Below are 21,488 nucleotides of genomic sequence, written 5' to 3'. Positions count from 1 at the left end.
CCTTGTCCTCACCGGATACCCGCCGGCCCAGCAAGTCCGTCTGAACCGGCGTGTGCCTCACTGTGTCCGGTTGGCCACCGGCAAGGTGACCGTGACTGACGACCGGCCGTCCGGGCATGCGGACGGCCGGCTCGGTGTCACAAACTGTCACACGCGGAGCGCCGCGCAATGGCGCAACAGCGGATCCAGGCGCAGTTGGGTGTCCTCTCGGTCGAACACCTGGAGGGCGTCGAGACAGGTGACGATCCAATGGGCCTCGTCCTCGTCCTCGATCCGCACTGCCACGGCAGTCACCGCGTGCTCCAAGTCGAACGAACCGTCTTTGAACGCGTCGTCGAGCGCACGGTAGCCGGTCGTGAGCAGCGGGTCCGCGTACACTCCGGTCGCGTCGGCGAACGCGCGGGCCTCGGCCCGGTCCGTGCGCAGGTCGGCGAGGTGGCGCAATGCCTCATCGGGGTCGCCCAGTTCGTTGTGCAGTCGGTGGGCCCGGTCGACCAGGAGGGGCCAGCCGCCGGTCAGCTCGTGGAGACGGTCCAAGCGGTCCTCGGTGTGAAACATCTCGACGCGCTGGGCCCAGCCGTGCAGGCTGCGGCGATCATGACGGCGCAGCACCACAGGCGCCGCCGAGGTGGGTTCGTCGCCCATCAGCAGGGTGCGCCACAGGCCCAGTTGGGCGATGTCGGTGACGAGAACAACCGCGCGGGTCACCCCGGGGGTGGCGGGCAGTTGCGTCTCGGCCAGGTCGACGGACTCACGGCAGGCCTCCGGCCGCGCCGGATAGCGAGCGAAATCACTGATGACGACGCGTCGTTCACGCGGAACTCCGCCCACGAGCTCCTGCTTGTAGACGCTGAGCTTGCCGATCGGCGGCAGCGTCCAGTCGGCGATGCGTCCGGCAATCGTTCGCAGGGTGTCGCCAACGTCGCCGACACCGGTCGCGGAGGTGCCGAGGACGACCCTCGTCTGGTTGGACCGCTCGCCGAGCAGGTCGTCGAGCTGAGTGATGGTGAGCGGCGCCGGCCGGCCGTCGGGCAATTCGGGACGGCCCTCCTGCACGATGCTCTCCTGGAGCTCGCAGTCCTGTTCTGCCCTGAGAAGGCGGGCGTCCACCTCGTGGGAGGTACCGATCATGCGCAGGGCGTTCGGGCCACGCAGATGCCAGCCCTGACCGTCGTGGTTGGGGGCGAGCACGCCGAGGCCCACCATCTCGGAGAGATAGGCGCGGAAACCCTCGGTGTCGAGCTGCGCGAAGCCCTTGCGCCAGAACGTCTCGCATTCTTCGCGGAGTTCGGCGTCGCTCAGCCGCGCCTCCAGGCCACGTTGGCGGGCGTGGTACGCCAGCACGTTGGCAATCACGTCGTAGCGGTGATCGAGGCTCAGCGTGTCCTTGAAGGCCGCCGAGATGCTGTCCCTGAGCCCGGCGTCCGATTCCACGACCTCGATGTCGGCGATCTCCACCGCGTACGGCGGGGCTTCGGCTCCGCGCCGCGACCGCTTGCGGTGCATCACCTCGACCAGTCGGTGACCGAACATCTGGAGCAGGAAGGGCTGGTAGGAGCAGTAGCCGAGCACCCGGTTGACGAGATCCATGTCCTGGAACTCGAAGCCGAGCGCCCTCATCGGGTCGACCAGCAGTTCGGCGGCGGACTGAGGAGCGAGCGGGCCGATCACCTTCGGGGTCTGGGCGAGGTGACCGAACGGCCCGTTGCTCGCGAGCTTGGAGAATCGCTGTACCGAGTGCAGGCCGGCGAAGACGACCTTGGCACGGTCCTTGGTGTCGGAGCCGAGGCCCTTGAGCTTCTTGGTCTGGTCGAAACGGGGAGCGTCCGCCTCGAAGAACTGGTCGCATTCGTCGAGCAGGATCAACAGACGACAGCGGGAATCCCCGTCCAGCCAGGCCCGGATGCCCACCCGCACCCGGTCGGACATGTCCTGCCGCGACTTGCGGCTCGGCGGACCACCCAATACCTGAGCTGCCCTCAACTCACGGTCGAGGACGCTCCACAGCGTTTCCGGTCCCAGCGAGCTGCCCTTGCCGATGTTCTCCTGGTCGAGGTTCACGTACACCGCCAGGTGGTAACCGGGGCGTTGTCCCTCGAACCGCTCCCCGGCATCACTGAGCAGTGCCGACTTGCCGAGTCCGCGGCCACCGAAGATGACCTGGGTGCCACGCGGGTCAAGGATACTGACCCGTTCGGCATCACGCCCGTAGAACATCTCACCGCCGATCCGACCGCGCTTCTCCCGGATGTACGGGTTGACGCCGGAGAACGGCAGCAGTGTCTGCGTGGCCGTATTGGCCTGACGGTTGCCCCGTGCCGCGAGGTAGGCAAGGGCTGCGTCGTCCACGACCAGCATCGGTTGCAGTCGGCCGGAGCCGACGGCGAGTTCGACGCGGGCCTCACGGCTCAGCGTGCCGAAGTAGACGACGAGGAGACTCGCGCCGCTGGTGTCGCGCTCCGCCCAGCTCATGACGACCTTGGCAGGCGGGCGGCCCCAGACCATCAGCACGCGCAGGTTGCCGCCCTGTTCCCTGATCTGCGAGCCGAAAGCGGGCGCCTTCGCCCTGCCGTTGATCTCCACCTCGGTCGCCTCGAAGAGGCGGTACTCGCGCCGGTGTTGGGACCGCTCGTCGAGCGGCCTGGCGCTCTTGGCGTCGTACCCGAGAAGTTTGAGGAGCGGCGGCAGCTGGCGCCTCGGGGAGACGGTGAGCCGGTCCTTCGGCTCTGTGGCCCCCAACTCCCGCCATTCGTCAAGGGCGTCGGCCGCCAGGGCCGCCTCGTCGGTCGAGAGCGCGCTGTAGTCCAGAACAGGGATGGTCGGGTGTTTTCCGCCGGACCGGACGAGATCGACGAGGTCGCGGTCGATGCCCTTGGGCAGGCCGTCGGGCACGGCCGGGAAGAACTCGATCAGGTGGGACTCGCCACCGTCGATCTCCGGGACGTCCTCGCCGATCTCCAGGAAATAGACGAGGTCGGCGGCGGTGGCCAGGCCACCCGTGTCCAGGTGCCGCAGGATCTGCGCACGCTCCTCCTCCGTGGGGTCCAGGGCGTCGAGCCGGGCCCTGATCCGATCGGCCGCCTGCTGCCGGAAGGCGGGCAGGTCGCTCCTCACCTTGTCGAGCGCCCGCCGTACGTCCACCAGGTCGTGCGTGACGGTGCCATCGAGCCGGTCGCGAGCGTCGGCCAGAAGCTCCTGAAGACGCAGGTCCTGGTCGTCGGTCACGGCCCCGTCGGCCTGCGCCCGGTGCAGCTCGGCGACGAGTTCGCCATGTGCCGTGCACAGCTCCGTGCGCCGGGCGGTCTCCCGGGCCTCGATCTCGTCGACCGTCGGCGGGATGAACTCGCCGGCCTGTGCAGCGGGCAGCACTCCTCGTCCGGCAAGGTCGGCGATGGAGCGGGCCGCGGTGAAGGCGTCGCGTGAGAGCCGCTCGGTGAAAGCGTCTTGCCAGCTACGATCGACCGCAGTGAGGAGCTCGCCGATTGACGGTCGATCTTCACGGCTGTCGCAGACCTTGAGCAGCTCCGCGTCCAGCACGAGTTCGGGGTCGACCGGGCCGCTGGGACGCATGGTTGCGGTGTGACCGGCCAACAGAGCGAACAACTCCTGCATCGAAGCACGTGCTGCCCATGCCGTCGCAGCCGGGACTGCGTCCGAACGCCGCGCCATCCGCTCCAGTTCGCCCAGGACCGCTCCCTCGCCGTCCAGCAGGGACTGGCGCAGGGCCGAGATCTCCTTGGCCGCGCGGTTGCCGTCGGAACGGTCGCCACGGCGGATGCCGTCAACCGCCAGACACCACTCCTTGACCAGGCCAACCGCTCGTTCCACGAGATGCACCAGGTCCTTCCGCCCGGAACCCTGGAGCGGTTTGCCGCTGGACGAGCGGTGTTTGCGGTCCATGCGGTCGATCTCGTCGCTGATCTCGGCCAGTTTCGACAGACGTTCTGCCTGTTCACGCGTCTGCGTCGTCCCGTCACGGTGGTCGCGGACCACGGTCGTGAGCAGCGATCCGAGCATCCCGTCGTCGGCCAGCCAGCGCTTGGCGATCTCCGTCGCCCGTGCGAACCGCAGCCTCGGCGGCGCGAGCAGGGCACGACACTGCTCACGCAGCTCCCGGAGCCGGGCCTCCGTCTCGGCAATGTCGGCGATGACAAGCGGGGAGGCCGTCATCAGGGCTCCGCTGAGGGCACGGTCGGCGACAGCGGTCGCCGCCTCCCCCAGCTGTTCCGGGAGCCGGGGCACCAGGGCCTTGAGCTGGGCGCCCGCCAGATGATCGCCGGTGACCAGCGCCGTACGCAGCAGGGCAGGCAGCAGGAGGAGTTCGCTGCCCTCCGTGTCACGGCCCGTGTGGACGCCGTACTTCTGGAGCAGGTCCGCGGTCAGCCGGGCACCCTGGCTGTCGCCGGAGGTGAGCAGTCCGGCGGCACCGGCCAAGCGGAGCGCCGCCACCTGCGGCTCGGGGTGACCGACGACGCGCGCGACATGGTGGGCGAGTCCGAAACGGCGTTCCACGATGAGCTGCGTCAGAGCCCGCTCGGCCGCAACCTCGTCGGATTCCTCGACCGTGGCCGGGGCGGGTGCCGTCTCCGGAGGCTGCGCGTCCGCGTCGTGCGGTGCGGCGGGAATGGGCGCGGGTACGGATGCCGGGGCCGATGCCGCCGGGAACTCCGCGCCCGAGTCCATGGGCGGTGTCGTGGCGTTGTCGGCGGCGGGGGCCGCTGCCTGTGCGCCGTCGACGTCGAGCGGGCTGGAGGCCGTCGTCAGGACGGGCGCAGAATCCCGCGTCACGGGTTCGGAGCGGGGGGCGGTGTCCTCTGTGGAGTGGTCGACGGTCTCCTCCGCCGGGCCCTCGTCCCTCGGCTCGGCCGACTGCACGCCCCCGTGCACCCCTGTCGCCTCTCCCTCGGCGGGTTCGATGACGCCCGCCGTGTCGGCGTCGGCGCCGTCCGCCTCGACGGGTTCGCGGGAGACTTCCTCAGGATGCGACAGCGCCAGTTCGGGCGCCATGACCGCCGCCATGGCACACGCGGGCAGCACCCGCACGACCTGTTCCTGCAGGGCCAGGATCTCCGTCGCCGCGTCTGCCTGTCGCCCCAGCCGGATGAGCCGTGCCAAGGCGCCGAGCGCGGTGCTCTCCTGCAGTTGCGTCTCGTCCCAGACCGGTACGTCCAGCAGTCGGCGAGCCGCTCCTCGTACGGCCTCGGCGGCGAACGCGGCGGAGCTGTCCGGGCGGCATGCGACGTCCAGCAGTTCCCGCACCGTCTCCCGAGCCTGGCGGTCACGCTCGTGTGCTGCCCAGTGCGCGCGTGCGGCGTGCGTCATGTCCTCCAGACGGCGGGGCACCCTTTCCATCCCCGCTGTGCGGAACGCCGCATCGGCGCTGTCGAAGACGGCGACCAGAGCAGCCAACGAAGCCAGATCCTCTTCCTGAGGAGGACGGCCGTCCGTGATCGCACCGGTCACGTTCTCAGCGGCTTGCCGCGCTTGCGCGAGGGCCGTCTCGAGCTGTCGACGGACTGCCTCCGGATCGGTTCCCAGATCGGTGCGGGTCTCTTCGGGCGTCGTCGTGGTCACGTCGTCCGAGGTGCCGGGGCCCAATGCGTCGGCACCCGTGACGGGGACGTTCGAGCCCGGCCGGCCGGCGACGGCATGGCCCACGTCCTTCCCGTCCTCCGTGGGCAAGCACTCCGGTTCCTCCGCTGCGCCGCCGAAATCCGGGTGCGCTGCCACGACAGACCGAGCCTCATCGGCCACAGCGGCGAGACGCGCCGTCTCCTTCTCGTCGGCAGTCGCCGCGAACCAGTCCTGGTCAGCCGCCCAGGCAAGGAGGTGGGCGTCCCCGATCGAGGCATTGCACCATGCGAACAGCGTGGCCCGGACCAGCGTCGCACCCCACCGGGAAACGGGGTCGGAGACGGTCTCACCGTCCTGCGCGAAGACGAAGGCGACCACCTGGTCCATCACAGTGCGGGTGAGGTCCTTGATCCCGCACGTGCAGGTGTGCTGCCGAGCCTCGCGCCGAAGCCGGGCGAGAACGTCCCGGCACAAGGCGCTGCCCGCCCGTCGAGGGGCCGCCATGCGGATGCCCAGGGCACCGAGCAACCTCTGCCGGTTCTTGGGCGGCAGGGAGTTGAAGGCGAGTTCGACCATGCCGACCGAGAGGTCGTTGAGCGCGGCGGCGGCCGGGTGTTCCAAGGCGTTGAGTGCTGCGGCCAGCCCTTCGAGCTCTTCGGCCGAGACGCTCGACGGGGACAACGGTGGCCCCGTGACGACGTGGTAGCGGTCCTGCATGTACGCGTACTCCGTTTTCTGTGGCTGGTTCTGCGGGATTCAGCTCGCTCGACGCCGAGGAGCCTGGGAGATGGGAAAGAGGCGACAAGAAGGGGGATGGAAAACCGTGCATACGCGCAAACGTCGGAGATCAGCGGCCGCGCGTGTGCTCAGTGACGAACGTGTAGCCGTAAGGCAGTTCCCAGCCATCCGCTTTGCCGAGCCTGCGGCAGTGCTCCCGAAAGGCCGCTCGCTGCAGTTCGCTGGGCGAGCAACCGGGCCGCAGACGGCGCAGATGGCCGGGGACGAGCTGGACAGCACCCAGCTCCTGGCCGGCCGGTTCCGCGCCGCCCCACGGGCGTATCACCCGTCGTCGGACGGGGCGGTAGCCGATGAGGGGGATGGTCGGCTGCCCGTCGCGCGCCGGGTAGTGCGGCTGGCCCCAGACGTCTCGGCTGCCGAGAGCCGGCTCGAGGAGCCGTTCCGCGAGCAGTTCCGCGACCGCGGATTCCAGGGCGGCGGCCTGGGGTCGTCCCGGGCGTCGCCCGTAGACCGCACTCGGCAGGACCGAACGGTCCAGCAGGGCGTGGCCGTCCAGGGTGAGCAGCCCACACCGGCGTACGGTCCGCATCACCAGCTGTCGCGGACCGAGTCCGACCGCGCTGTCACCGTGGCGGTCACTGCCCGGAGCGTCCTCCCTGGTGAGCACACGAGGGTCGTAGCAATGCGCGATCAGGCGGTCGCCGACCTGCACCGGTTCCTTGAGTCGTGTGGTGACCAGACGGACCGTCGTGCCGCCGCGGAGCCAGCGCAGCTCGAGCATCAGGCCGGGGAGGAATGTGCGGGGCCAGGTGACTCCGGTCAACCGGACCGATTCGTCACCGAGTTCGGCGATGACTTTCTGAATCGCCTCGCTCCCCTGCAACGCCTCCCCGACGTGGTCGATTTCGAGGCGTGGCGTGGGGAACGGGCTGTGAGAGCGGCGAAGTTCACGTGCGACATACGGGTGCAGGGGGAACCAGCCGTCGATGAGATGGGCCAGCCGCAGGGGCGACCGCCAGACGATCTCGTTCGCGTCGTTCCTCAGGAGTTCGCTGGGACCGAGGGAGGCATCGTCGGCAAGGGGGAGATCAACCGGGTCCGCCTCCGCTTCCGGCTCTGGTGGCGCAGGCAAGGTGGAGTTCCAGCCGCATCCGGCCGGGGCCAGGGGGTCACCGGGTGCCTCCGCACTACCGGGATAATGGGACCGCCACACGCCTCCGCCCTCGAAGGCGTCGTCGAGTGCGATCCGGGAGCCGTTCCCGAACAGGCCCTGGTCGCTGTCTCTTTGGACGACGTCGGTGAGCGCCACATTCGCCCGGCATACCGCTGCCGCGTACCCCACCCCCCTGAGTAACTCCGTCGTCCCGGGGAACCTTCGAAGCCTCGGTCCGACCGCTGTGTACGCGGTGACCGCAGTGGCTAAGCCGTAGCGCCGCCTTGCCGGGGTGGCCGCGTGCTCCACCGCTGCCGCGAGCGACCTGAGGTCATCGCCGCCCAACGGTCCGGTGTCCCGCCAGCAGTCCGCGAGGGAAGCCCGGGTCATCGCGTAGTGACCCCATGTGCGCAACACTGCGCTGGAGTTGAGTACACCCCGCACCGTGTCGAGGAGGCCGAGCAGCCCCGCCCGCAGGTCGTCGTCGTGCGTGCCGCCCACCAGCCCGGCGAGGGATACGGGAACGAAGGGGCTGAGCAGCTGCTCCCGTGCCGTCGTCAGGAGATGGTCCGCGTAGGCCGTCAGGTCGTCGCGCCGTGCCGCCTCCGGGGACGGATAGCAGACGTCGACGACAACATGCCCGTCCTCGTTGATCCAGCGCCGGCGCGTGCGTAAGCGGTGGAGCTGGGCCGGCGACAGGCTCAGGGCCGGGCCGAAGGCGTGGAGATCCGGGACCAAGAGCTCCCTTCGCCGTGGCGCGGCGTCGTTCCCCGGCCTGCCCGGGCCCTCGGCGCCCACCGGTGCCCCCGACACCCAGGCCGGTACATCACCGAGGGCGCCCACTTCCGGGTGGGCACCCTCCCGGTGGACGATCTCGGCGTAGAGCGGGTCGGACCCGGTGGCGACACACACCATGGCACCGACCGGGAGCACGGGAGCACACTCGCCGAAGGTGATCACTGGAAAGTCGTCGAGGCACAGCGGGCTGCCGCCGTAGCCGTCGCCGCCGAGGTCGTACCCGAAGTACACGGCATTGAAGGCGACAGTGGTGTGCACCGGCGCCGGGCGGGCCGCGACAACCGCTTCGAGATAGCGCCGCAGCCGATCCCGTTCCTCGTCGGGTACGGCGTCGTAGCCCTTCGTCATGCCAGAGGTCAGCAGGGTTCTGTCACCGTACGGATCAGGTACCTGTGTACTGTCGTGATGCGCCGACGAGTCCTTCGGCATCCCATTGTTCGCCGACCTTTGCCGATCCATACGAGTCCCCACCCATGGCGCCTCCGCCGCACTTGAGGCCTTCACTGTCCGGCGTGCGGTAATTCCCGAAGACTATGCCGACCTGGAGCATCCTGGCAGCACTTTCGTCGCTTTGCGCCGGTGCCAGTGGCTCGCACCGAACACATCGATACATCCGCGAGCGCATGTCGGACCGAGGTCACACGGCACGGCCCGAGCCACACCGGCGTGGCCCCGCCGATCAACAGTAGTGCCATGCCAAGCAGCATCGGATCCCCCCTGCGCGCCCCGGGCCGACGGTTGCGGTTGACGCACGGCATGCTCGCCGTCGTCGGCCGCGGCTAGGATTCACCAGGTCCGCGACGTGGTGGAAACGGTACGTACCGCCACGAGCGGACGGCCACTGGAAACAGATTCAAGAGGCGGGGACGGCGCATGCGGGAAGGCCGGTGGACCACGGTCACCGAGTCCGGGTTCGACCACGAGCACCGTGGCCTGGAGGCCATCCGGAAGAAGCTGCCGGACGCCGACCCCTGGCGTGCCTGGTCGAACTTCACGTTCACCGCCCACACCGGTCACGTCCGCGAGGTCGACCTTCTCGTCGTCTCCCCCAGCGGCGTGTACATGATCGAGCTCAAGGACTGGCACGGCTCCGTGACCAGCGAGAACGGCACCTGGGTTCAGACCACCCCCGGCGGCCATCGCCGTCTTCACGGCAATCCCCTGCACCTCGTCAACAGGAAGGCGAAGGAGCTGGCCTCACTGATCGGCCGGCACGGAGGGCGGGTGTGGGTCGGCGAGGCCGTCTGCTTCACCGATGGTGGTCTGCGCGTCCGGCTGCCCGCCCATGACCAGAACGGCGTCCACACCGTCGACGAGCTGATCGCGATGCTGAAGCAGCCGCCGCGCGACGAGCGGCGCCGGATCACGGCCATCGGCTCCCGCGAGATCAAGACCGCCCTCGACCGGATCGGCATCCAGCGCAGCGAGGCGGAGTACAAGGTCGGTCCGTACCAGCTGGACCGGAAGTCCTTCGACTCGGGCCCGACCTGGGCCGACTACAAGGCGAGCCACAGCGAGCTGCCCGAGGTCGCCCGCGTCCGCGTCTATCTGAGCGAGCGCGGGTCGGACACGTCGATCCGGCGGTCGGTGGAGAACGCGGCCCGTCGCGAGGCGGCGGTCCTGCAGCGGTTCCGGCACCCCGGCGTCGTCCAGCTCAAGCAGTACTACCCTTCCGGCCACACGGCGGGCCCCACGCTGATCTTCGACTACGATCCGCGGACACTCAGGTTGGACGAGTATCTCCTCCAGTACGGCAAGGGACTCGACATCCTCGGCCGGATGTCGCTGGTCCGCCAACTCGCCGAGACGATGCGGTCCGCGCACTCCGCCCGTATCCACCACAGAGCGCTGGCTGCCCACGCCATCCATGTGATCCCCCGCGACCGGGGCCGCCGCGGGCAGACCATCAGTGAAGACGCCGCCTGGCTCACCCCCCGTCTGGAGATCTCGGACTGGCAGATCGCGACGCAGCGTGCCTCCGGAACGGAGGGCGGCAGCCGCCAGGGCGTGACCCGTTTCGCGCCGACGGCCCTCTCGGCGATGCACCTGTCGGAGGGCTCCGATCCCTACTTCGCCCCGGAGCTGACCGCTCTCAAGGCCGACCCGGAGTACCTGGATGTGTACGGTCTCGGCGTCCTCACCTATCTGCTGGTCACCGGAAGAGCCCCGGCCGCGAGCCAGGCCGAGCTGCTGGCCCGCCTGGAGGCCGGCGAGGGCCTGCGCCCCAGCTCGCTGGTCGACGGTCTCTCCGAGGACATCGACTTCCTGGTGCAGGCCGCGACCGCCTACCGGCCCGGACAGCGTCTGTCCTCCGTGGACGAGTTCCTGGAGATGCTGGAGATCGTCGAGGACGGGCTGACCGCGCCGACCACGCCCGCCGAACCCGAACCGGCCGAGGCCCCCGAGAAGGACCCGCTGGACGCGGTGGCCGGCGATGTGCTCGGCGGGCGCTGGGAGGTCCGCCGCCGCCTGGGCACCGGGTCCACGAGCCGGGCCTTCCTCGTCCGCGACCTCGAGGCCGAGACGCGCAGGACCCGCCCGCTGGCCGTCCTCAAGGTGGCCCTGTCGGACAGTCGGGGCGATGTGCTGGTCCACGAGGCCGAGGTCATGAACCGGCTGCGCCCCGACTCCCGGGTGATCCGGCTCGTCGAGCCGGAACCGCTGCGTATCGCGGGCCGCACGGTCCTCGCCCTGGAGTACGTGGGGGACGAGCGCGACACCCATGACCCGGACCCCGAAACCACCGATTCCGGCACCCGCACGCGCTCCCGCCGCCGCGAGGAAACCGTCGCCCGCCAGTTGCGCGAGCGCGGCCGTCTGCAGATGGACCAGCTGGAGGCATACGGCGACTACCTCTTCGGCGCCGTCGACTTCCTGGAGGGCGAGGGCGTCTGGCACCGCGACATCAAGCCGGACAACATCGCCATCCGTATCCGCCCCAACCGCACCCGTGAGCTGGTCCTCATCGACTTCTCGCTGGCGGGTTATCCGGCGAAGGACTACGAGGCCGGTACCGACGGATATCTCGACCCGTTCATCGGCACCCTGACCCGCACCGCGTACGACTCGCACGCCGAGCGGTACGCGGTCGCCGTCACCCTGCACCAGATGGCCTCGGGCGAGCTGCCCAGGTGGGGCGACGGTTCGGTCCCGCCCCGGATGACGGACGCGAAGGAGCTCCCGTACCCGACCGTCCAGGCCGACGCCTTCGAGCCGGCCGTCCGGGACGGCCTGGTGGCCTTCTTCCGCAAGGCCCTGCACCGGGACGCGGCGAAGCGCTTTCCCGATCTGAAGCCGATGCGGGACGCCTGGAAGAGGATCTTCCTGGACGCCTCGCAGGCGGTGCCGTCCGGCCACCGGTCCCGCCACCCGGAGCCCGGCCCGCAGCAGACCCCGTCCGGTGAGCGCCCGTCGGCGATCGCGGACGCCGAGCCGCTCACCGCCGACGAACAGCGCGAGCGTCTTGCGGAGGCGGTCAACCGGGACACCCACCTGTCCGCCGCCGGTCTCACCCCGGCCGCCGAGTCCTTCCTCTACGGTCTCGGCATCACCACCGTGGGCGGCCTCCTCGACTACAGCCGCAGCAAGCTCCTCAACGCCCCGGGCCTCGGCACCAAGACCCGCACCGAGGTGCAGCGCCGTCAGCGCCAGTGGGGAAAGCTGCTGCGCGAGGCACCACTGTCCCCGCTCACCCCGAAGGGCCGGGCGGAGGCCAAGGAGGAACTCGCCCAGCTCACCGCCACCGAATCGGCCGTGGCCGGGGTCCTCGCGGTCGGCGAGGGAGCGTCGGGGCTGACGGAGTCCGCCCTGCGCGCGGTGAGCCTGGACACCCTCGCCACCCTCTTCGTCCCGGAGCTGAACAACAACCGCGCCAACGCCAACAAGGTCGAGATGGTGCGGCTGCTGCTGCGCCTGCCGGACGAGCGCGGCGAGCTTCCCGGCATCGGCGTCTGGCCGAAGCAGAAGGACGTGGCACAGGCACTGGGACTGTCCGCCGGCCGGATCCCCCAGATGTTGAAGGAGGAGCGCAAGCGCTGGAAGAAGCATCCGGCGGTCCAGTCCCTGCGGGACGAGATCCTGCAACTGCTGGCAGGTCTCGGCCGGGTCGCCTCCGCCGTGGAGATCGCCGACGCCCTCGCCGTGCGGCGCGGCACGCAGCTGCCTGGGCGTGAACAGCGGCGCGCACTCGCTCTCGCGGCCGTCCGGGCCGTGGTCGAGGTAGAGCAACTCCAGCCGGAGGAAGCCGAGTTCCAGCACCAGGCCAACCGCAGGGCGACGGAGGACGTACTGACCGCCGGGCTGCTCGCACTGGACGTCCGCGAGGGCGACGCCCCGGACACGCCCACGGGTCCGGGTCTGCTCGACTACGCCACCCGCCTGGGCAAAACCGCCGACCGGCTGGCCCGCCTCGAAAGCCTCCCGACCGCCACGACGGTGCTGAGCGAGCTGGGCGCGCTGACCCCGCCGCCGGGCCTGGTGGAGTGGGACGAGCGACGACTGGTCGAACTGGCCGCTGCCGCGTCGGCCAACGCGGCAGCGACACCCCGTCTGGAGATCTACCCCCGCGACCTGCCGCTGGTACGGGCGCTGCGCCTCACCCAGGCCGGGCTGGTACGGCTGATCCCCGGAGTCCCCGAGGCCCGGCAGCCGGGCCTGACCGCGGAGGACGTCCACGAGCGCGTGCGGGCGCGCTTCCCGGAGTTGGTCGTCGCGGACGCACGGGGCGCGAGCACGCACGAGCTGCCGACCGGCGGCCCTCTCACCAAGGCCCTGCGCGAGGCCGGCTTCGACCTCACCCCGTCGACGCGCGAGGACACCCGGACGCTGCGCTATCTGCCGACACGGATGGAGGACGCGTCCAGCTATCTGACGGGCGGCTACTGGCGCCAGTCCACCGACGTCGGCGCGGTGACCCGCTACTCCGACGACCCGCTCCTCGCGGGCGCGGTGCGCGCGGACGAACGGCTCCTCGCCTCGGCCCGGCGGGACGGCTACCGGGTACTGACCGTGCACCACGGCCGTACGGTCGATGCGATACGGGAGCTGTCGGCGGAGCGCATCGGCGCGCAGCCGGTCTCGGTGACGGAACTGTTCCTGGAATCGCTGCACGCTCTGGTCCCAGCCGGAACGAAGCCGACGTGGGAAACGCTCCTCAAGGCGGACGTGGCCGAGCCGGGCTCACGCGGGGCGCTTAAGTTCACGGAGTACGCGCGTACGGCATGGGGGACGGTGGAGCCGCGGGTACGCGCACTGCTGACTCCGGGAGCCGGTTCGGGCCCGGTCCTGCTGACGGAGGTGGCCGTCTTCGCGCGGTACGACGCCATGGGGGTCCTGGACCGGCTGGCGCAGGCTGCCCGGCAGGGCGGGCGGGGCTTGTGGCTGCTCGTGCCGCAGCCGGACCCGGCGCGGGAACCGAAGCTGGGGCATGTTGCGGTGGCGCACCAGGCGGGCCTGGGCGAGTGGATCGCGCTGCCGGACTCATGGGTGCGCAACGCCCACCGGGCCGGCGCGTTGCACGCGCCTGTGAACGAGAACGTGAACGTGGACGAGATCGCAACCGAGGGAGACGACAAGTGATCGACCGCAAGGCCCTGTTGGACGACCTGAAGGGGCAGGTAAAGGCGGTCGAGGCCGACCTCGGGCGGCAGGTGAAGGCGGTCGCGGAGGTCGGGACGCGCCTGCGTGCCGAGTACGACCGGGCGCGGAAGCTGGGCCGTACGGCCGCGACATGGAACTCCTGGCTGGACGAGCGGGTCACCCAGGTCGCGGTCGCATGGGTGCTGGGCACGGTCTTCGTCCGGTTCTGCGAGGACAACCATCTGATCCCCGAGCCGTACCTGACGGCCCCCGAGGACGACCGCCGCGACCTGGCACTGGCCCGGTTCGAGGAGTACGTCGCGCAGTCCGAGGACCCGACGTACCGAGGCTGGGTGGAGCAGGCATTCGAGGAACTGGGCGCGGGCCAGGCCGGGCGGCTGCTGTTCGACCGTCGCCACAACCCGTTGTTCCAGATCCCGTTGTCCCACGAGGGCGCGCGGGACCTGGTGGACTTCTGGCGTACGCGGGACGAGGAGGGTGTGCTCGTCCACGACTTCAGGGACCCGCTGGAGGAGGACGGCGACGGGACGCGGGGCTGGGACACGCGCTTCCTGGGCGACCTGTACCAGGACCTGAGCGAGGCCGCCCGCAAGACGTACGCGCTGCTCCAGACCCCGGAGTTCGTCGAGGAGTTCATCCTCGACCGGACGATGGACCCAGCGGTGCGGGAGTTCGGCTACGAGGGCCTGAAGATGATCGACCCCACGTGCGGGTCGGGGCACTTCGTGCTGGGGGCGTTCCGGCGGTTGGTCCGGCTCTGGGCGGACGGACGGCCGGGGAAGGACGTGCACGAGCGGGTGCGGGAGGCGCTGGACTCGGTGCATGGGGTGGACTTGAACCCGTTCGCGGTGGCCATCGCTCGGTTCCGGTTGCTGGTCGCGGCGATGGCCGCGAGTGGGGTGCGGACGCTGGGGGATGCGGCCAAGTACGAGTGGCCGATTCATCTGGCGGTGGGCGACTCGCTCATCAAGCACCGGCACAAGCAGGGGAATCTGTTCGACGACTTGGAGGAGGAGGGGGCTGATGAGCTGGCCGACTTCAAGTACGAGACGGAGGATGTGCACGAGCACCCGGATATTTTGCGGCCGGGGCGGTATCACGTGGTGGTGGGGAATCCGCCGTACATCACGGTGAAGGACAAGAAGCTCAACGCGCTTTATCGGGAGCTGTACGACGCCTGTGCGGGGACGTATGCGCTGTCGGTTCCATTTGCTCAGCGGTTCTTCGAGTTGGCGAGGGCAGGGAACACCGAGAGCGGGCTCGGGTACGGCATGGTCGGGCAGATTACAGCAAACTCGTTCCTCAAGCGAGAGTTCGGGACGCGACTAATCGACGCGTTCTTCCGGCATGAGGTGGAGTTGACCGAGGTAATCGACGCCTCTGGTGCTTACATTCCAGGGCACGGGACACCGACGGTCATTTTGATGGGTCGGCGACGCGGAGGAAAGACCCGATCAACGACTATCCGAACGGTGCGCAGCATCCAGGGCGAGCCTGTTACTCCCGAGAAAGCCGAGTTCGGACACGTATGGCGTGCAATAGTGGCCCAGATCGATACACCTGGCTCAGCAAGCAACTGGGTTTCAGTAGATGATCTGGAGCGTGCACGCTATTTCGGAACGCAGCCATGGATCCTTACCGATGGCGGCCTTGAAATGGTCGAGCAGCTCGAGAAAGCCAGCACCAGAACCCTCAAACAAGTAATCACTCCCCCCATTGGACGTGCAATCCGCGCCGGCGCGGATGAAGCATACGTCAGGCCACTACGTAATGCATATCAAACGACTGCCGATCGCAGGGGATTGAGGCCCCTAATGATTGGCGAGGCTGTTCGAGATTGGCAGGGCCAACCAGAGGAAGCCATCTGGTTCCCGTACACGAAGGATTTCGATTCGGACTATCTGGCCATCGAGCTATGGCCGCTGCGGCGCGTCCTCGAAGATCGCCGCACGTTCCAAGGAGACATGGCAGATGCAGGTCTTCAGTGGTGGGACTACATGCAATACACGCCTTCCGCTTACGAAACTCCACTCTCTATCACATTTGCCGAAGTCGCCACGCACAATCACTTCACCCTAGACCGAGGCGGCAAAGTCTTCAAACAAACTGCACCCGTAATTAAGCTTGCGGCTTCAGAAGGCGAAGAAAGCCACCTCCAACTAACTGGACTACTTAACAGCTCCGCCGCATGTTTCTGGCTCAAGATGGCTTGCCAGGATAAGCCGAGCAACGGTGTCGGACGCGGCCTTGAGTCCGAAAAATGGACAATCCGATACCAGTTCAACGGGAGTAACATCGAACGATTTCCACTCCCAACGGCCTATCCTACGGACCTCGCTATCGCTCTCGACGACCTGGCCACCCAGCTCACCCAATCCAGTCCAGCGAGCATTGCGAGTCGATGCACTCCCACTGCCGCAATGCTTCACAATGCACGCATCGCTTGGCATTCAATTCGTTCCCGGATGGTAGCGCTTCAAGAGGAGCTAGACTGGCGAGTCTACTCTCTCTATAATCTTCACTCTGAAGCATTGAATCTACCCGGAGAATTCGATTCCCCCGACCTCCCTAACGTGAACCTCGGTGAGCGCGCCTTCGAAATCGCACTAGCGCGTCAAATGTCGGACGAGGGTACCGCAACTGAGTGGTTTCGCCGCCACGGCTCGACGCCGGTTACCGATATCCCAGCCCACTGGCCGGACGCCTATCGTGATGTCGTGAATAGACGAATCCAGGCGATCCAGTCGTCTCGCGCCGTCGCCATGATTGAACGCCCTGAGTACAAACGGCGTTGGCTGTCAGATGGATGGGACGCACTAGAAGAAAAGGCGCTGAGGGCCTGGCTGCTCGACCGCATCGAGGGCCGCGCCCACTGGTTCGATGAGAACGGCATGCCCGCCCTCGTCACCCTCTCGCGCCTCACCGACAACCTCTCCCGTGACGAGGACTTCGTCTCCGTCGCCAAGATCTACTCGCCCCACAAGGAACTGTCAGCAATCGTCGCCGAGTTGATGACCGACGAGCACGTGCCATTCCTCGCCGCATTGCGCTACAAGCCCACCGCCCTGAAGAAGCGAGCGGACTGGGAGCACATCTGGGATCTTCAGCGGCAGGAAGACGCCGCTCCGGACGAGCCGGCCAAGCGGAAGATCCGAGACGCCATCCCCGTGCCGCCGAAGTACACCTCGGCCGACTTCCTGCGTCCCTCCTACTGGCGGGCGCGCGGCAAGCTGGACGTGCCCAAGGAGCGGTTCATCTCATACGGACAAACCAACGTGGCCACCCCCACCCTCTACGGCTGGGCCGGCTGGGATCACCGGGAGCAGGCGGTCGCGCTCGACACGCACATCGCCACCCACGAGGGCCTGACCACCGAAGAGGTCACACCGCTCCTGGCCGGGCTGCTGGAACTCCAGCCATGGCTGGACCAGTGGCACAACGAGCCTGATCCGCTCTTCGCCCCGACCCCCGCCAAGTTCTTCGAGGGCGACCGCCAGATCGAGCAAGGCAAGCACGGCCTCACCGACGACGACCTGCGAGCCTGGCGCCCGGCCACCACCCGTGAGCGCCGCAGCACCAAGAAGTAGCCCATCCGCAACGGCGACGGCCCCGCGAACGAAGCGAGACGCGGGGCCGTCGACAAGCGGGGTCAGGCGCTCAGTTGCCCGCTCTTAACTGCCGAAACGAACGAAGACCAGCCGCTTGTCGTAAACACAAGCACCAGCTCGTCTGGCACCTTGCTGTCCCGCACCGGGACAACTGCGGCGAAGTCGTCAGAGACCTCGACGCACGCGCCACCGTCCTGGTTGCTGTAGCTGCTCTTGCGCCAGGAGGCGGCAGTCAGGTCGATGGTTCGCACGTTGCTTCCTCCAACATCCGCAGGATGAACTTGCGCGACTCAGCCGGCGTGAGCGCCAGGTCGCGCACCGCATCGTACGTCTTTTGCAAACGCACAACCGGGCCGGATTCCTCGATGAGTTCGCCCCGGTATCCGTTCTCGGTATACGCCACAGTCCTGCCCTCAGGAAGGAGCAGGTACCACATATCGGCGCTCATGAGGCCGTGCAGTCCCGCGCCCTGCAGAAGCACATGCACCGTCACGTTGGGGCGCTCCGCAGCATCCCTCAGATACTCAAGCTGGCCGCACCACTCCCCCACATCCCGCAGCGGGGTCCGCAGCACCGCCTCCGACAGGATCGTCCGGAACGGTGGCGCATCCTCCCCCTCCAGCAACTCCCGCCGCCCCACCCTCGCCTCGACCTGCTGCTCCAACTCCTTCCCCCGCAGCCCGCCCGCCGCCAGCACCTCGCGCGCGTACCCCGGCGTCTGCAACAGCCCCGGCAGCACGCTCACCGCGAAGTGCCACAAACTCACCGCCTTCGACTCCAGCGCCATGTACCGCCGGTACCGCTCGCGGAACTGCGTGTGGTCCCCGGCCGCCAACTCCCACAGCGCCAGGAGCAGCCCCGGCGTCCCGTAGTGCGTGTCGAGGGCCTGCACGACCTCCGGGCTCCCCAGCGTCTCGCCCTTCTCCATCTTCCCGAACAGGGACCAGTCCCAGCCCAGGCGCTCACCCAGTTGCCGCAGGCTCGCCCCGCTGCCCGTCCGGAGTATCCGCAGCTCCTCCGCGAACCGCTGACGTGGCTCCTGACTGCGGCCGGTGACCGGTCGTCGCTGCGACATCCCGCTCCCCTTCGAACGCTTCACGATTGAATCGATGTGACACGTGTGGAACGCGTGGAACGACCTCCGCGCGACCGGGAAGCACAGCCCCGTCCACGCCACGGTCGACCACAGAGAGGCGCACTCTCGTAACACCCGCGCTACGCAGCGTAATTCACCGAACGTGGCCGGGTATCGGAAAACAGACACACACCACACCCTTGAGGACACCCGTGACCCCCACAGCTGACCACCGCTCGCACGGCATCGCGACCACGGCTCTCGCTCCGGGAGAGTCCGTAAACGAACCGTCACCGGCGGCCCACCCCGTCCCCAAGATGCAGGAAGCCCTCGATGCCCGTGATGCCCTCGCCACCGCCCTCCGCCGGGCCGGCATCCAGCTCCCCGCGATGGACATCCGCACGCCGTGGGCTGACGACCGCGAGGGCGAGGCCCGGTACGCGCTGGTCCATCTCGGGGTGTGCTCCGCGCCCGTGGCGCTCATGCTCGCCGAGGTGATCAGGAGGGGGGTCCACGCATGACGGAGGAGAAGGCGCCGGGCGTCGGAGAGGCCGTCCACGACACCGTCCGTGACCGCTTCGGGCGGGTCGTGGGACACGAAGGCCGGTGTCTCCGGATCAGCCCGCTCGGCAGTGGCCCCGTCTGGGATGCCGAACCGGGCCAACTCCGTGTCCTGACGCAGAACGAGTTGCTGAGCGCTCTGGTCGCCGAGGCGAACGGACGCAGCAGACAGGGGAGGTGAACGTCCCCGCCCGCCCCCGGATCGCGTTCGCGGTCCCGCCCGTCGCCGAGCGGGGCTCGGCTCATAGAGGTCCCTCCTCACTGCCGACACGCCGACCAAGCCCTACTAGGATGGCGAGAACCATCTCAGCGGCCCGACGGGCTTCCTGATCCGCCTCGCCCACGCGGCGGACACCGGAGGACATGCCCCCACCCGCACGAGTCTTCTTCGTGCTGCCTGGGGGCATTTCCTTGCTGTTCCGTGAGTCCGCGGCGTCCGTGGCCGCCCGCATCCTCGAAGGGTCGCTGGCGCTGCACCTGACCGAGAACTTCGCCCACCTGCACGGCCGGAGGCCCGCACAGGCGGAGATACGTTCCTGGGAACGCAGCCTCCCCGCTCTCGTCAACGCCCTCATCGAGGCCGGGCTCGACGAGGTCGAGGTCATCATCGAGTACAGCCTGCCCCTCACCAGCAAGCGCGCGGACGCCGTCCTCGCGGGCGTCCACCCGACCACGGGCGAACCGTCGTACGTCGTCGTGGAGCTGAAGCAGTGGAGCGCGGCCTATCCGGTGGAGGACGAGCCGCTGCTGTGCCGGATCGACGCGTACGCGGAGCCCGTACTCAACCCGGTCGAGCAGGTACGCGGCTACTGCGAGTACCTGCTGTCGTTCAACGCGGCTCTGGAACGGATGCCCGAGTCACTGGCCGGTGTCGCCTTCCTTCACAACGCGACCGAATCCCGGACAGCGGGACTTCGGGACGTCAAGGAGGACCTGCACGGCCTGATGTACACGGGCGACCAGCGCGGCGCCTTCCTGGACTTCCTGCGCTCACGGCTGGCGCCCAAGTCCGGCGCGGAGGCGGCCGACGTGCTGCGCGACGCACGCATCCGCCCGTCCAAGCAGCTGATGGCCGTCGCGGCGGCCGAGATCCGCGACCGCGAACAGTTCGTACTCATCGCCGAACAGCGGGTCGCCTACGAGAAGGTGATGTCCGCCGTCCGCAAGGCCAGGCGCGGCAACCACAAGAAGGTCATCGTGGTGACCGGCGGTCCCGGTTCCGGCAAGAGCGTGATCGCGATGTCGCTGCTGGGCGAGCTGTACCGGCGCGGGGTCTCCGCTCTGCACGCCACCGGATCGGCTTCGTTCACCAAGACGATGCGCAGGATCGCCGGAGCCAGGAAGCGCGAAGTGCAGAAGCTGTTCATGTACTTCAACAGCTTCATGGACGCGGAGCCGAACGACGTCGACGTGCTCATCTGCGACGAGGCGCACCGGCTGCGGAAGACCTCCGCCAACCGCTACACCAAGGCGGAGCTGCGTACGGGCCGACCGCAGGTGGCGGAGCTGATCGACGCGGCCCGGGTGCCGGTGTTCCTGCTCGACCAGCACCAGGTGGTGCGGCCCGGCGAGATGGGGACGAAGGAGGAGATTCAGCGGGCCGCCGCCGCGGAGGGCCTCGGCTGCGAGGTGGTGGAGCTCGACGGGCAGTTCCGGTGTGGCGGCAGTGACACGTACGAGAAGTGGGTCGTCGACCTGCTCGGCCTGGAGGGCGGCACGCCCAGCCGGTGGGAGCCCGACGGAAAACTGGAGCTGCGGATCGCCGAGAGCCCCCGGGAGATGGAGGACTTCCTCGTCGCGCGCCGCGCGGAGAAGTACGGCGCGCGGATGTCGGCCGGCTACTGCTGGAAGTGGACCACCAAGATCACCCCGGAGATGACGGCACTGCCCAACGATGTCGTCATCGGCGACTGGGCCCGGCCGTGGAACGTCTACGGCGACCGGTCCGTGCTCGGGGCACCGCCCGCACCTCTGTGGGCCACCGAAGAGGCCGGATTCGGGCAGATCGGCTGCGTCTACACCGCGCAGGGCTTCGAGTACGACTGGTCGGGGGTGATCATCGGACCCGACCTGGTGTGGCGTACCGACCACTGGGTCGTGGACCGCTCGGCGTCGAAGGACCCGGTCTTCACGAAGTCGACGCCGGACGACGAGATCGACCAGCTCATCCGCAACACCTACAAGGTGCTCCTGACGCGGGGCATGGTCGGCACGATCATCTATGCGACGGACCCGGAGACCCGCGAGAAGCTGCGCTCGCTCGTCCACTCCGCGTCCGGGGTGCAGATGCCCGCGCTCGTGTAGTCACGCGTGAGCTAAAAGTGGTCATCCGTTGTCAGTGGGACGCCATACCATCGGATGAGCCCGCAGAGCCGCCCGCCGG

The 21,488-nt window shown here is 68.6% G+C and carries 9 protein-coding genes; 5 read left to right on the top strand and 4 right to left on the bottom strand.

The features are described 5' to 3' along the window. Positions 1–147 precede the first annotated feature (147 nt). Positions 148–6,291 (bottom strand): hypothetical protein, encoded by a 6,144-nt coding sequence (locus ACFYXM_RS17135; RefSeq protein ID WP_389290060.1) that lies wholly within the window; start codon positions 6,289–6,291, stop codon positions 148–150. A gap of 130 nt (positions 6,292–6,421) precedes the next feature. Further along, positions 6,422–8,611 (bottom strand): hypothetical protein, encoded by a 2,190-nt coding sequence (locus ACFYXM_RS17130; protein WP_389290058.1) that lies wholly within the window; start codon positions 8,609–8,611, stop codon positions 6,422–6,424. A 525-nt stretch (positions 8,612–9,136) separates the two neighbouring features. Between ACFYXM_RS17130 and pglW the strand changes: the two genes are divergently transcribed. Both pglW and pglX read left to right on the top strand, forming a co-directional pair. Then, positions 9,137–13,840, top strand: a complete 4,704-nt coding sequence (gene pglW, locus ACFYXM_RS17125; RefSeq protein WP_389290056.1) for a BREX system serine/threonine kinase PglW — start codon at positions 9,137–9,139, stop codon at positions 13,838–13,840. Further along, complete coding sequence (gene pglX, locus ACFYXM_RS17120; RefSeq protein WP_389290054.1) at positions 13,837–17,448, top strand: BREX-2 system adenine-specific DNA-methyltransferase PglX; 3,612 nt, start codon at positions 13,837–13,839, stop codon at positions 17,446–17,448. Before pglW ends, pglX begins: the two co-directional genes overlap by 4 nt. 62 nt (positions 17,449–17,510) lie before the next feature. Here the strand turns inward: pglX and ACFYXM_RS17115 are convergent, their stop codons facing one another. Next, positions 17,511–17,720 (bottom strand): DUF397 domain-containing protein, encoded by a 210-nt coding sequence (locus ACFYXM_RS17115; protein WP_389290052.1) that lies wholly within the window; start codon positions 17,718–17,720, stop codon positions 17,511–17,513. Then, positions 17,702–18,544, bottom strand: a complete 843-nt coding sequence (locus ACFYXM_RS17110) for a helix-turn-helix domain-containing protein (RefSeq protein WP_389290050.1) — start codon at positions 18,542–18,544, stop codon at positions 17,702–17,704. The genes ACFYXM_RS17115 and ACFYXM_RS17110 overlap by 19 nt, the downstream gene beginning before the upstream one ends. A 212-nt stretch (positions 18,545–18,756) precedes the next feature. Between ACFYXM_RS17110 and ACFYXM_RS17105 the strand changes: the two genes are divergently transcribed. From ACFYXM_RS17105 to ACFYXM_RS17095, 3 genes are all read left to right on the top strand, one after another. Further along, on the top strand, positions 18,757–19,065 hold the full coding sequence (locus ACFYXM_RS17105) for a hypothetical protein (protein WP_389290048.1): 309 nt from the start codon (positions 18,757–18,759) through the stop codon (positions 19,063–19,065). Beyond that, on the top strand, positions 19,062–19,286 hold the full coding sequence (locus tag ACFYXM_RS17100) for a hypothetical protein (protein WP_351516386.1): 225 nt from the start codon (positions 19,062–19,064) through the stop codon (positions 19,284–19,286). The genes ACFYXM_RS17105 and ACFYXM_RS17100 overlap by 4 nt, the downstream gene beginning before the upstream one ends. Positions 19,287–19,468: 182 nt before the next feature. Continuing rightward, a complete protein-coding gene (locus ACFYXM_RS17095) occupies positions 19,469–21,409 on the top strand; it encodes a DNA/RNA helicase domain-containing protein (protein WP_389290047.1) in 1,941 nt (646 codons plus the stop codon). Positions 21,410–21,488: the final 79 nt, after the last annotated feature.

The organism is Streptomyces sp. NPDC002476, from assembly GCF_042889785.1.
GTDB lineage: Bacteria > Actinomycetota > Actinomycetes > Streptomycetales > Streptomycetaceae > Streptomyces.
The sequence above is the reverse complement of the archived record's forward strand: the minus strand, read 5'-3'. Positions and strand labels throughout refer to the sequence as shown.